Below are 12,735 nucleotides of genomic sequence, written 5' to 3'. Positions count from 1 at the left end.
TGACAGCGCCGGCTGACGCTACGACAGCTGGAGCATCACCTTGCTGCTGCCCGTACTCCGGTCCCCCGCGACGGCGAACGCCTCGGCAGCGTCGTCGATCGGGAACGAATGCGTCAGCAACGGCTCGACGTCGAGACCGCCGGCCAACAGGTCGAGCGCGTCGGAGATCTCGTCAACGAACCGGTACGTCCCGCGGTATTCAATCTCCCGCGTCACGATCGCGGCCAGCTCGGCCGACACCGCTCCGCTCGGCACGTTGCCCACCTGCACCACCACGCCGCCGCGCCCCGTCGCATTGAACACCGCACCGAGCGACGCCGGTGCCCCGGACGCCTCAAATGTCACGTCGACGTCCTCCGGCAGGGCTTCCCCCGCAGCCACGTTCACGGTTCGATCGACGCCCAGTGTGCGCGCGACGTCCAGCGACGCCTCGGCCAAGTCTGCAACGATCACCGACGCCGCATCCATCCGGCGCGCGGCGGCCGCCACGAGCGCGCCGATCGGCCCGCTCCCGTTGACGAGCACACGCCGCCGCGCCACGCCGCCGGCCCTGTTGATCGCATGCACGGCCACGCCCAGCGGTTCGGCCACCGCGCCCTGACGGGTGTTCACGCCGTCCGGAAGCGCACGGATCTGCCCGGCCGCCACGGCACGGTATTCGGCGAACCCGCCCTGCTCGTGCGGGGAAAATGCGGCCGAGCCGAAATACCGGACCTCGGGATACAGATTGTCGCGGCCGGCCAGCCGCTCCGGCAACTGCTGCCCGGGCACGATCGTGGCCGGATGCACCGTGACCGGCTGTCCGACCTCAAGGCCGGCGACATCGCCGGCGACCTCGGCAATCCGTCCGGCAACTTCGTGCCCGAGCACCATGGGCTCGGTCAACGTCGCGGTCCCCGTCGAGCCGTGCTTCCAATACGAGAGGTCGGACCCGCAAATGCCGCCCCACTCCATCCGCACGATGACCTCGCCCGGCCGGAGCGTCGGATACGGCACGTCTTCAACGCGCAAATCGCCCGCGGCATGGATCCTGACGGCTTTCACGTGGTACCTCCCGAACAGCGACAACTATCTCGAACCCGACCTTCCCACGCTATACGGCCGCCGGGTTGGTCAGTCGGTCACGTAGCCTCGAGAGCATGCTGCGCATCGCCACCGCGAACGTCAATGGAATCCGGGCCGCGCATCGCCGGGGGTTCGGCGACTGGCTCGCCGCACGCGATTGCGACGTCGTCGCGCTTCAAGAGGTCCGAGCACAAGCCGACAAGCTCCCCGCGGGCGCGTTCGGGGACTACCACGTTGCCCTCGATACCGGCACCATTCCCGGCCGCAACGGCGTCGCCGTGCTCACGCGGCACGTGCCCGACGCCGTCCGGACGTGGGCCGGAGCCGCGCTGGTCGGCGCCCGTCAGCCCGACCGCGTGCCGGCGCCCGACCGCGTGCCGCTTGCGCGCGGACTCGGCCCCTTCGCGGCTCAGGGCCGCTACCTCGAGGTGGACCTCTCGGACGCTCCGCTCACCATCGCGTGCTTGTACCTGCCCAAGGGCGGTCTGCCCGCCGAGCTGCAGCTGACCGAGCGGATGCGCGAGGCGCCCGACGGCGGTGCGCGCTACGCCCGGAAGATGGGGTTCATGTCGGCATTCGCCCGCTACCTCGTCCGGACCCGGCGCGCCGCCGCCGCGGCCGGGCGTGAGTTCCTGCTCATGGGCGACCTCAACATTGCGCACACCAGGCAGGACCTCGCGGCGTGGCGGCGCAACCAGCGCCATGACGGCTTCCTCCCGGAGGAGCGGGACTGGTTTGGCCGCCAGCTCTCCCCGCGCACGCTCGTCGACGTCGTGCGTCGTCTCCACCCGAACGACGACGGCCCCTACTCGTGGTGGTCGTGGCTCGGGCAGTCGTTCGCGAACGACTCGGGCTGGCGCCTCGATTACCACCTCGCGACGCCCCGTCTCGCGCGCGCCGCGGTCCGTTCCGCTGTCGACCGGGAGTTCCGCGGACGCCGACTTTCGGACCATTCGCCGGTGGTCGTCGACTACGACCTGCCGTGACGCCTGCCCGCACAGCCGCAGGGCAATGCCGCCTACTCTTTGGGAGCGGCCAACCCCAGGCGGGCGGCCGACGTCCACACGGCGGCGGAAGCCACCAGCGCGACCGGCGCGGGCAGCAACAACAGCAGGGACGCCGTCCACGCCGTTGCCGCCCAAATTCCCATCCCGGCCAGGCACGCGACCGCGATGAACGACAGCGGGCGTTTGGCGACCAGGAAGAGCGCGGAGAGCCATAACGCCGTCCCACGCAATCCGGGCCGCTCGAGCGCCAAGGGCAGTGCCGCCGTCAAGCCGAGCACGCCGATCGCGCTGACGGTGGCGGCCACCCCGAGCGGCACGAGTACCCACGACTGACCGCTGATCCGCCACACCTCCACCGCCGTCAGCAACAGCGCGAGCGCCACGACCGGCGGGACTGCCACCGTGACAGCGCGCCACCCCGACCGGATCAGACTGCCGCCCCATTGCCGAACCGTCGCGTCGCCGCGGACGACGATGCCGTTGGCCACGGCGATCAGCGCGGCGAACGGCGGTATCACGAGCAGAGCGATCACGAGGACCGACACGGGGGTGAGCCCGGGCGCGATGAGCGTCGCGATCGCAGCGCCGGCGCACACGGCGATGCTGCCGATGAGCAGCACCGGCAGGTGCGGCCAGACGCCGCGCACGGCCCGCCGCATGATGAGATTTTCACCCGCGGTATCACCCGCCTCCTCGCCGACACGTGCGCCTCGCAACTCGCGCATCTCAGCCCCGAATCCCCGCCGTCGCGATGCTCTCGACGATGCTGCGCTGGAAGATCAAGAACACGATGAGCACGGGCAGCACGACGAGCGTGATGGCTGCAAACACGACGACGGCCGCGCCGCCTTGGCCGGCTTGCAGCGTCACGAGCCCGAGCGGGAGCGTCATGTTCGCCGGGCTCGAGAGGAAGATCAGCGGGCCGAAGTAGTTGTTCCACGACACTTCGAAACTCAAGATGGCCAGTGCCGCCAGCGCCGGCCCGGACAGCGGAACTATCACGCGGAACAAGATCCACAAGTGCCCGGCGCCGTCAATGATCGCCGCCTCGTCGAGCTCTTTCGGAATCGTGTTGAAGTACTGCCGAAGGAAGAAGATGGCGAACACGTTGATCAGCGCCGGCACCCACAGCGCCATCAGATTGTCGATCAGCCCCAGATACCGCATCAGGATGAACACCGGGATGACGATCAGCTGCGGCGGCACCATCAACGCCGAGAGCATCACGACGAAAAGACCGCTCCGACCGCGGAACCGCAGGCGCGAAAATGCGTACGCGGCAAGAACGCTGACGAACAGCGACCCGACGGTCGAAATCACGCCGACCTCGAGGCTGTTGATCGCCATCCGCCCGAACGGGATGAGCCCGGACACGCCCGCGAAGTTGTCGAGCGTGAACGGATGCGGGATCCAGCTGGGCGGAATGCCGAACGCGTCGCTTTCGGCCGTGAGGCTCTGCACGATCAGCCAGATCAGCGGCGCGACCATGAGAATGCCGACCACGAGCATCACGAGGTCGAGGACGAGAGACCCCGTGCTCAGTTTGCGCCGGCGCCTGCCGGTCAAAGCGCCGGACGGCGTGGCGTCCAGTTTCGGGGCGGGCAGCTTCAAGTCGGCCATCAGTCATGCACCCACTTCTTCGCGCCCCAAAATTGCAGCAACGTCACGAGCATCATGATGATGAACACCAAAAGCGCCACGGCGGAGGCGTACCCGATATGGAACGCCTCGAACCCCTTTTCGTACAAGTACATGATGACCGTCATCGTCGAGTTGTCCGGCCCGCCCTGGGTGATGATCTGGACCGGGTCAAAGATCTGAAAAGCGCCGAGAAACGTGATCACCGACGCAAAGAACAGCGTCGGGGACATCAGCGGGATCGTGACGTTGAAGAACACCTGCCGGTTGTTCGCACCATCCGTGCGAGCGGCCTCCACGAGCTGCTTCGGCACCGTTTGCAAGCCGGCCAGCATGATGATGAACGTGAATCCGATGGTGTGCCAGAAGTCGATGCCGATGATCGAGGCCAGCGCCCAGTCGGGATCGGTGAACCAGCCGGGGGCGCTGATGCCGAGCTTGTCCAGATAGTACGTGAAGGGCCCGAACGTCGGGTCGAGCACGTACCGCCACAGCAGCGAAACGGCCGCCCACGAGATCAAGAACGGGAAGAAGATGGCGGTGCGCACGAAATAGTTCAGCACCCGGTTCATGGCGCGATTGACTGCCAACGCCAACAGCAGGCCGCCCACCAAGTGCGTGACGACCGACGCCAGCGCAAACACGAACGTGTTACCGAGCACCCTGAGCATCAGCGGGTCGGAGAACATCGCCCGGAAGTTCTCCAGCCCCACGAACTTCGGCGGTGTCAGCAGATCCCAGCTGAACAAGCTCAACACTATGGCCGCGACGAACGGGCCGCCGATGAACGCGATGAACAAGATCATGGCGGGGCTAAGAAATACGTATCCCTGCCACGACCCCTTGGCAGGACGATTCGTGGTGCGGGGAGTGCCGGACGGCGGACCGGTGGCGTTGGTGCCCGCCGCGAGGCGTGCGGACGTCGTCACAGCAGTTTGCTTAGCTCTTCATTGGCTTTGTCGAGGGCGGACTTGGCCGAGGAATGTCCCAAGATGGCCTTTTGCCAAGCTTCGGTGATGGGCTTGTCCATCTCGCCGCCGCGGGGCGGGGACGGGATCGGAGTGCCGAACGAGACTGCCTCCGGAAGCAACTCGCTGCCCTCCGGGGCGTCCTTCAAGAAGTCTTGACTGTGGGCCACGTCGTCGCGGGCCGGCACGTTGGTGCCGCCGACCGTCGCGAAATACTTCGACGCGTCGGTCGACATCAGGTATTTGATGAGCTTCCACACGTCGTCCTTGTTCTTCGACTCCTTGAACATGGGCCACGCGTCCCAGCCGATGGGCGAGCCTTTGCGCTTCTTGTGCGGCCAGTTGACGATCTTGACCTTGTCGACGATGCCGAGCCGGCGCATGTCGAGGGTCGGCCAGCGGCCTCCGCCCAGCGTGGCCAGCTTGCCCTTCTTCATTTGATCGGCCGCATCGAATTCGCCGCCGGGCTTGGGCGAAAGTTTCGCCTCGACGATGCCGCGAATGAACTCCGCGGCCTCGACGGCTTCGGGACTGTTGTAGACGGCCTTGGTCCAGTCGTCGTTCAGCGTGCTGGCTCCGTTGGTGAGCAGCCAAGGCATGATGTCGACGAACGAAAAGGCGTACCCGGCGGCCATGATGTATGCCCCGGTCTTCTTCTTGATCTTCTTGCCGGCGTCAAGGAACTCGTCCCACGTCCAGTCTTTGTCGGGGATCGTCGCTCCGGCCTTTTTGAACACGTCGGTATTGAGGTACATGACTACCGGGTTGTAGCCGCCCGGCATGTAATACGTGTGGTCGTCGGTCGACCCGAACTTATCGGTCCACTTCTTCAAATTGGAGTCGATGGCGCCGTAATAGTCGTCGACGTACTTCTTGTCCTTCTTCATATAGGAGTCCAGCGGCTCCAAGAGGTCCTTCGAGGCAAAGAGCGCTTGGCCTTCGGTGGCCACCTGCATGCTGTCGGGGATCTTGCCGCCGGCGATCTGCGTGGACACCGTGCTGGCGAATTTCGCCCACGTGCCGCTGGCCAGGCCGGTCGGCTTGAGCGTGATCGTGGGATGACTCTTTTCAAAACTCTTGAAGAGCTTGTTGAAGGCCTTCTGTTGGGTGGCGTCTCCGAGGTAGAGGAATCGCAGCGCGGTGTCGTCGCCCCCGCTGGAGCCGCCCGGGTTGCCGCCGCATGCGGCCATTGACGAGACCAGCGGAACGGCGGCCGCCGCGCCGAGAACTTGGAGCACACGCCGCCGCGACAATGCCGAAGCGACCTGGTCTTGCAGCCGTGTACCGTTCGATTCCACGATGGATCCTTCCGATCTCATGCACGCAATGCAGTAAACGATTACCGTCATCATACGCAGGGTGATGCGAGTCACGTCAATAGCTGCGATTTTGTTTGTTTGCACAACCAAATAGGAACCAATTAGTTCAATTGATCTAGTCCGGTGGGCTCAAGTCTGACTACACTTCGAGACACCGCCCGAATCCGCAGGCCGACTATCCAGACCGGTTCTGCACGCCGTCCAGCACTGCCGCCGTCATTCGATTCGAGGACGAAATGCCTCAACCGCAACGCAGTCCGAAGAAGCAGAAGTTCGATTTCGAAGTTGATCCGCGCTATCGACAGGCCAATAAGGAAGCACTCGTCGCGTTCCTCTACTGGGTGCTCTACCTGATAGTCATCTCGGTCGTGGCGCTGTCGATCGGCCTGAACAAGCCGGCCAAGGACATCCATTTCATCTTCGGATTCCCGGACTGGTTCTTCTGGTCGGCCGGTGTCGCGACCGCTGTTCTGTGCATAATCCCGTATTTCATCGTCCGCTTCTTCTATCGCGACTATTCGCTTGACGCGGATGAGCATGCGACAGCCGACAGTGAGGACGCCGACCGATGAATATCAATTACGCACAGCTCATCCCGATCATCGTGTACTTGTTGCTGATCGCCGGAATCGGCATCTGGGCGGCACTCGACCAAAAGCGATCGGCGACCGGAAAGAAGACCGAGAACTACTACGTGGGCGGACGGCGTCTTGGCCCGTTCGTGCTCATCTTCACGATCCTGGCGTCGGCCGCAAGCGCGGGCACGTTCATCGGCGGACCCGGACTCGGCTACCAGAGCGGCCTCGGCTGGGTGCTGATGGGACTGTTCCAAACACCGACGGCGTTTTTGACGGTGGGCCTGCTCGGCAAGAAATACGCCATCCTCGCCCGGAAACTACACCTCTACACGTACACCGACTTCTTCAAAGAGCGCTACAACAGCAAGATCGTCGTCGGAATTGCCGCGGCCGGAATCATCATCTTCCTCACTGCCTACATGGTCGCCCAATACGCCGGCGGATCTCATATTCTGCACTCGGTGACCGGCGTGCCGTATTCAACGCTCGTCTGGATATTCGCCGGAATCGTGGCGCTCTATACGGCGTTCGGCGGGTTCATGGGCGCATCGATCAACGACACCGCGCAAGGCGTCATCATGTTTGTCGGCAGCATCGTGTTGTGGTTCGGCGTCTTCGCTTACCTGGGAACACCGACGCCCATGGACCACAAGTTCGCGCTCAATTTTCCCGACCTCGTCACACTGCCGGGCGGCATTGACGCGACTCCGGTCAATTTCCTGTCCTACTCGGTCATCTTCGGGCTGATGATCGTGGCCATGCCGCACACTGCGGTTCGGGCAATGTCGTACCGGAATTCCCAAACGGCGCATCGGGCCATGGTGTGGAGCCCGGTCGTGATGGCCGTGTTCTCGCTCGGGTTCGCGATCATGGGCGTGGTGGCACGGCTCGTCGACTCGCACCTGTCCAATCCCGACCTGGCCATTCCGACGCTCATCGAAAAGTCGCTCTCCGGCCCGATCGGCGGGGCTCTCTTTGCAGCCCCGTTGGCCGCGATCATGTCAACAGTGTCGTCCATGCTGCTGATCGTCAGCGGCGCCGTCGTCCGCGATATTTACAACAATTTCATCAACAAGAATCTGGCCGATTCGCGTCGGGCCGGACTGAGTATGGTCGTCAGCCTGGTCATCGGGTTCGTCGTATTGCTCATTGCCCTGAAGCCGCCACCCGCGCTCGAATTGATAGTCATCTTCGCGATTTCGGGACTGGGTGCGACATTCTTCGTACCGCTCCTCGGCGGGCTCTACTGGCCGCGCGGAAACCGGCCCGGTGCTATTTCCGCCATGATCGGCGGGCTCGTCTGGTACATCGTCGGCCAACAATGGGTTCCGGCCCTCGGACTCGGATTCATGCCCGTTGTCACGGCAGTGGTGTTTGCCATCATCTTGTACGTCGGCGTCAGCCTGCTCACGCCGCCCCCGCCGCGCGAGGTTCTCGTCAAGTTCTGGGGAACGAACCGCGAGATCCAAAAGCTCGAACTGGATCGAACTCCGTAGGGCGCGGCTCTAGACTGTCCACCATGTCGCCCGTTCACGAATCATTGAATGCCAACCTGCTCATTCGGCACGCCACGGTGCTCGACCCGGTCACCGGCAAGTACTCGGAGCACGACGTCCGGATCAGTGACGGCGTCGTTGTCGAAACCGGCGCAAAACTAACGGCACCGGACGACGTCCGCACGCTTGATGCCGGAGGTCGATACGTACTGCCGGGCCTCATCGACGCCCACGTGCACGTCACGGCGGCGACCGCCGATCTCGGAAGCCTCACCAGCTGGTCGCCGTCCTACGTGGCGTTCCAAGCAGGTCGACTCATGAGCGACATGCTGGACCGCGGTTTCACCACCGTGCGGGATTGCTCGGGCGCGGATTTCGGCCTTCACGACGCGCAGGCCGAGGGACTGCTTCGCGGGCCGCGGCTGTTCTTTTGCGGGAAGGCTCTTAGCCAGACCGGCGGACACGGCGATTCCCGTCCTCGCGGCGCCTCGGTCTCCGACTCGCACCAATGCTGCGCCGGCTTGGGCAGGGTGGCGGACGGCGTCGATGCGGTACGCGCCGCTGCACGCGATGAATTGCGCAAAGGCGCGCATCACATCAAGGTAATGGGGTCCGGCGGCGTGGCATCACCCACCGATCGGGTCGATTCCACGCAATATTCGATGGACGAATTACGCGCGATAGTCGACGAGGCCGAAGCCGCGAACCGGTATGTGACGGCGCACGCGTATACGGCGCGGGCGGTCAACCGAGCACTGCGAGCCGGCATTCGCGGCATCGAGCACGGCAACCTCATCGACGATGAAAGCATCAGCTTGCTCACCGAGCACGAGGCGTTTCTGGTGCCCACTCTCGTCACCTATTGGTCGCTGCAGCGCGAAGGCCGCGAATTCGGTTTGCCGCAAGACAGTTGGGAGAAGGTCTCGGAAGTTCTGGACGCCGGGCTTCGCGGACTCGAACTCGCTGCGCGCGGCACGGTGAACATCGCTTACGGCACCGACCTGCTGGGAGGTATGCAAAGGCACCAGTCCCGCGAGTTCCAGATTCGCGCCGACGTTCAGCCGGCTATCGACGTAATCCGCAGCGCCACGGTGAACGCCGCCGACCTGCTGCAACGTACCGGCGAACTTGGAGTCCTCCGGCCCGGCGCGCACGGTGATGCACTCATCGTCGACGACGATCCGCTCGACAACATCTCGGTACTGGCCGAGGGACGCATCGATACGGTGATTCAGGGCGGTTCGGTCGTCGCGGAACGGCGCTAGAGCCTCCTCCCGGCCGCCGAGTGGTGGCGAATGGCTGCTCCCCCTCCCCGAGTGGTGGCGAATGGCTGCGAAATCGCCGATTTCGCAGCCATTCGCCACCACTCGATGGGCGCAGAGGACACAGCAACACCAGGCTGGCGACGTAAGGTGAAAAGAAGTTCTCACCAACACCGAAGGACACACCATGGCCGCCGATCCGATCCGCGACGTCATCGAGTCTCAGCACTTCGTCACGCTTGCGACAATCCGCCGAAATGGCAGGCCGCAGATGTCCGTCGTCACCTACGCGTACGACCGCGACACCGATCTGGTTCGCGTGTCCATCACTGCCGATCGCGCCAAGACGGCTAATCTACGACGAGATCCGCGCGCCACACTTCTCGTGCACGGCGAAGGGCCCTGGATCTACGCCGTAGCGGAGGCGGACGCCGGTCTGCTCCCCGAGTGCAAGAATCCGGACGACGCGAGCACCGACGATCTGGTCGACATTTACCGCCGCGTGCAAGGCGAGCATCCCGACTGGACCGAGTTCCGCCAAGCGATGGTGGCCGAGCGACGGCTGCCCTTGCATCTACGGCTCACTCACACGTACGGCACCGCCGGTTAGCCCCGCCGCGGGTGGCGACGACGACGGGCTCGCCGCCGCTTAGCGCTCGTGGACGACGGTTCCCCCGACGTACGTCGCCTCCACGTCGATGTCGGCGATCCCCATCGGATCGGCCTCGAGCGGGTTCTCGCCCAGCACCGTGAAATCCGCCAGATATCCCGGCGCCAACCGGCCCTTGACGGCAGCGTCGCCGCTGGCATCGGCCGATCCGATCGTGAACACTTTGAGCGCCTCGGCAGCGCTGATCCGCTGATTGCCGCCGACGACCGCGCCATCGTCCATGCCGGTGCGGGTGACCATCGACTGCATGCCGACCAGCGGCTGGAACGGCCCGCACGGGTAGTCCGACGACGCGGCCACCGTCAGCCCGGCGTCCAGCAGGGTCCGGTGCGCGAACATGCGGCTCGTCCGCTCCTCGCCGTACCATCCGTTCAATGCGCCGCCGTGATACGCCGCGTATCCCGCGAACGGCACGGCAATGGCGTCCAGGGCCTTCATCCGTGCCACTATCTCGTCGTCGATCACGCTGCAATGCTCGATCCGATGCCGCAGCCCGGGTCTGGGCATTTCCCGCTGCGCGGTCTCGAACGCATCCAGTACCAGCCGGATCGCCTCGTCGCCGTTGGCGTGTACTCCTATCCGATTGCCGTCGGCGTGCACGCGGGCGACATTCCGGTTCAAGTCATCGGTCGACGTCGTCTGCAGGCCGCGGTAGTCGGTACCCGTGAACGGCTCGGAGAGCAGGCAGGTCCGTCCGCCGATCGCGCCGTCCAAGAACGCCTTCACCCCGACAAGCCGCAGATAGTCGTCACCGAAGCCGCTTCCGACGCCCAGCTGCACGGCCTTGTCGTAATGATCGATCGACAGCAGCATTCCAATCCGCATGGTCAGGTTGCCGGCATGCCGCGCAGCCGAGAACATCCGGACGTCGTCCGGCCCCACCAGCGCGTCGCACACCGACGTCAGCCCTGCCGCGTTCCATCTGCGGATCACCTTGGCCACGCCGCGTTGCAAGTCGGCGAAGCTGCTGGCCGGCACGCCCGGCCCTTCGTGAGCGGTCGCCGGCAGCGAGACGTTCATCAGCGCCCGCTCGACGAGCCTGCCGTTCAGGCGGCCGTCCGGATACCTGTCGTACTGACCGCCCGGCGGATCCTCGGAGGACTCGTCGATTCCCAGCAGTTCGAGGGCCTTCGAGTTCACGACGCCCCAGTGCCCGGCCACGTGAGTGACTAAGACCGGGTGCCCCGGCACGACCCGGTCCAGATCGTCGCGCGTGAACATACCCGTCTTTTGGTCATCGAACCTGCTGCCGCGCACCCACTCGCCGTCCGGCGTTTCCCGCGCTGCTTCGGTAACTGCCGTCAGCAGTTCGTCCATTGTTTTCACGGCGTCGTACGACAGATCGCTGTGCAAGATGTCCTCGGCAGTCATGGCGATATGCGCATGGCCGTCGTTGAACCCCGGCACTATCGTCGCTTCCCCGAAATCGACCACTGGAGCGTCCGGGAAACGGTCCGTCAACTCGGGTACCGTGCCGATGGCCACGACCAATTCGTCCGCCACGGCCATCGCTTCCGGTTCGGGACCGCTACCGGCCTGCGCCACGATCGATGCTGCTCGGAAAATCGTCGGGATGGTGTCGATCACGAGTGTTGTCCTCTCGGTCGCTCGGCTCGGGCGGGGCGCTTGGAACTGATGATAGTCACGGCAGCAGCTCGGTCAACGTCCGCTCGACGTGTGGATTTTCGCAAACCGGCCCCCGCGCCACCGCGAAGGTGCGGTCATCAAGATCCATCACCACGCTGTAGACGGTTTTGTCGCCGGGCGCCACCCTCGGATCGGCTCCGGCGTGCCGGCAGATGCGGTCGATGCCGCCGTCATGATCGGTGAACACCGCCCGCAGGTCGCCGGCCGTGATCGCGCCGCGCTTGCCGTCGAGGATGTGCTGCGCCCTCGACTGCCGGGCTGTCGTCGAGGGCATCGTGAGCGGCCCGACGTCGTCCGCGGCCGACTCGATCACGCAATGGTTGGTATGCACCAGGAGCCCGCCGTCCGGGTCGATCGCGTGCACGCCGTCCGGCGTCACCTCGAGATCCACGGCCCGCCCGCCGTGCGCGACCATCATATTGATGCTTGCCGCGCACGGCCCGGCCTCGGCCGCTCTCCGAGCACCGTCGAAGTCGCGCTGTTCGAGCACGGCCCGGAGCCGCACATGGTAGGGGACGCCGGCGGCGGGGGCGTCCGCGCCGGTGCGCAGAATGTTCACGGTCAGCCCGACGCCGGCATCGTTCAGTCCGGTCTTGGCCAACATGCCCGGCTCGGCCAGCGTGACGACGCCATGGCCGCGTTCATCGCGCGTGGCCAGCAGCACTGTCGTATCGGGGACGTCGACGCCCCAGTCCCAGTTCTGCCCAAGCAGCAGATGTCTCTTCGCGCCGGCGCCCTCCGTCACTGCCGCGGCAGTGCATCCGTCCACCGGCGGCAGCGGACTTGCCGACATCAGCTCGGTGCGCGCATTGATGGCGTACACGTCGGCGACGTCGACCCCGGCGCCGTCCGCGAGCGCGTCGAGTGCCGCGGCGATCCGCGGATGCCAGGCCGCGGTCTGCTCACGGAACCCGCCGCCGAGCCGAGCCAGGTCGGCGGAACTCAGCCCGCCGGCGTCCTGAAATTGGCGCCGATACCAGGCGATCGACTCGGCCACCGCGCCCGACGTCCGTTCGCCCAGCCGGCCGCCGATCTCGGCGGGAGTGCCGGTCAGTTGAATGAGCGGCAACGGCAGCTCAGCCATC

12 protein-coding genes are annotated in these 12,735 nt (G+C 65.2%); 5 read left to right on the top strand and 7 right to left on the bottom strand.

The genetic code is table 11. From position 1 onward, the window contains the following. Nucleotides 1–18 precede the first annotated feature (18 nt). A complete protein-coding gene (locus BJY26_RS05830; RefSeq protein ID WP_179426502.1) occupies nucleotides 19–1,044 on the bottom strand; it encodes an L-idonate 5-dehydrogenase in 1,026 nt (341 codons plus the stop codon). A gap of 95 nt (nucleotides 1,045–1,139) precedes the next feature. Here BJY26_RS05830 and BJY26_RS05825 point away from each other — a divergent pair, with 95 nt between their 5' ends. After that, nucleotides 1,140–2,051, top strand: coding sequence for an exodeoxyribonuclease III (locus BJY26_RS05825; protein WP_179426501.1), 912 nt, complete (start codon nucleotides 1,140–1,142; stop codon nucleotides 2,049–2,051). A gap of 32 nt (nucleotides 2,052–2,083) precedes the next feature. Here BJY26_RS05825 and BJY26_RS05820 read toward each other — a convergent pair whose 3' ends face one another. The 4 genes from BJY26_RS05820 to BJY26_RS05805 form a co-directional block, all read right to left on the bottom strand. Next, entirely contained in the window at nucleotides 2,084–2,731 is a 648-nt protein-coding gene (locus BJY26_RS05820; protein ID WP_179426500.1) for a hypothetical protein, read from the bottom strand. A 67-nt stretch (nucleotides 2,732–2,798) separates the two neighbouring features. After that, nucleotides 2,799–3,692 (bottom strand): carbohydrate ABC transporter permease, encoded by an 894-nt coding sequence (locus BJY26_RS05815; RefSeq protein WP_179426498.1) that lies wholly within the window; start codon nucleotides 3,690–3,692, stop codon nucleotides 2,799–2,801. Further along, a complete protein-coding gene (locus BJY26_RS18990; RefSeq protein ID WP_218852271.1) occupies nucleotides 3,692–4,639 on the bottom strand; it encodes a carbohydrate ABC transporter permease in 948 nt (315 codons plus the stop codon). Before BJY26_RS18990 ends, BJY26_RS05815 begins: the two co-directional genes overlap by 1 nt. Beyond that, nucleotides 4,636–5,976 (bottom strand): ABC transporter substrate-binding protein, encoded by a 1,341-nt coding sequence (locus tag BJY26_RS05805; RefSeq protein WP_218852270.1) that lies wholly within the window; start codon nucleotides 5,974–5,976, stop codon nucleotides 4,636–4,638. Before BJY26_RS05805 ends, BJY26_RS18990 begins: the two co-directional genes overlap by 4 nt. A gap of 257 nt (nucleotides 5,977–6,233) precedes the next feature. Between BJY26_RS05805 and BJY26_RS05800 the strand changes: the two genes are divergently transcribed. From BJY26_RS05800 to BJY26_RS05785, 4 genes are all read left to right on the top strand, one after another. Next, a complete protein-coding gene (locus tag BJY26_RS05800; RefSeq protein ID WP_179426494.1) occupies nucleotides 6,234–6,569 on the top strand; it encodes a DUF997 family protein in 336 nt (111 codons plus the stop codon). After that, nucleotides 6,566–8,071, top strand: coding sequence for a sodium/pantothenate symporter (panF, locus tag BJY26_RS05795; protein ID WP_179426492.1), 1,506 nt, complete (start codon nucleotides 6,566–6,568; stop codon nucleotides 8,069–8,071). Before BJY26_RS05800 ends, panF begins: the two co-directional genes overlap by 4 nt. Nucleotides 8,072–8,094: 23 nt before the next feature. Beyond that, nucleotides 8,095–9,336 carry a metal-dependent hydrolase family protein gene (locus BJY26_RS05790; RefSeq protein WP_218852268.1) on the top strand — a complete coding sequence of 414 codons (1,242 nt, stop codon included), beginning with the start codon at nucleotides 8,095–8,097 and terminating at the stop codon, nucleotides 9,334–9,336. Between the two features lie 184 nt (nucleotides 9,337–9,520). Beyond that, entirely contained in the window at nucleotides 9,521–9,943 is a 423-nt protein-coding gene (locus tag BJY26_RS05785) for a PPOX class F420-dependent oxidoreductase (protein ID WP_179426490.1), read from the top strand. 39 nt (nucleotides 9,944–9,982) lie between these two features. Here the strand turns inward: BJY26_RS05785 and BJY26_RS05780 are convergent, their stop codons facing one another. Further along, a complete protein-coding gene (locus BJY26_RS05780) occupies nucleotides 9,983–11,590 on the bottom strand; it encodes an amidohydrolase (protein ID WP_179426488.1) in 1,608 nt (535 codons plus the stop codon). 55 nt (nucleotides 11,591–11,645) lie between these two features. After that, complete coding sequence (locus BJY26_RS05775; RefSeq protein WP_179426486.1) at nucleotides 11,646–12,734, bottom strand: C45 family autoproteolytic acyltransferase/hydrolase; 1,089 nt, start codon at nucleotides 12,732–12,734, stop codon at nucleotides 11,646–11,648. Nucleotide 12,735: the final 1 nt, after the last annotated feature.

Source organism: Spelaeicoccus albus, assembly GCF_013409065.1.
GTDB lineage: Bacteria > Actinomycetota > Actinomycetes > Actinomycetales > Brevibacteriaceae > Spelaeicoccus > Spelaeicoccus albus.
Note: the sequence above shows the minus strand (reverse complement) of the source record. Positions and strands in the feature narration are given on the sequence as shown.

Bases quoted from the DNA above. Each gene is read 5' to 3' on its own strand.
- BJY26_RS05825 (WP_179426501.1), top strand. From the start codon at position 1,140: ATGCTGCGCATCGCCACCGCGAACGTCAATGGAATCCGGGCCGCGCAT.
- BJY26_RS05820 (WP_179426500.1), bottom strand. From the start codon at position 2,731: ATGCGGCGGGCCGTGCGCGGCGTCTGGCCGCACCTGCCGGTGCTGCTC.
- BJY26_RS05815 (WP_179426498.1), bottom strand. From the start codon at position 3,692: ATGGCCGACTTGAAGCTGCCCGCCCCGAAACTGGACGCCACGCCGTCC.
- BJY26_RS05800 (WP_179426494.1), top strand. From the start codon at position 6,234: ATGCCTCAACCGCAACGCAGTCCGAAGAAGCAGAAGTTCGATTTCGAA.
- panF (WP_179426492.1), top strand. From the start codon at position 6,566: ATGAATATCAATTACGCACAGCTCATCCCGATCATCGTGTACTTGTTG.
- BJY26_RS05790 (WP_218852268.1), top strand. From the start codon at position 8,095: ATGTCGCCCGTTCACGAATCATTGAATGCCAACCTGCTCATTCGGCAC.
- BJY26_RS05785 (WP_179426490.1), top strand. From the start codon at position 9,521: ATGGCCGCCGATCCGATCCGCGACGTCATCGAGTCTCAGCACTTCGTC.
- BJY26_RS05775 (WP_179426486.1), bottom strand. From the start codon at position 12,734: ATGGCTGAGCTGCCGTTGCCGCTCATTCAACTGACCGGCACTCCCGCC.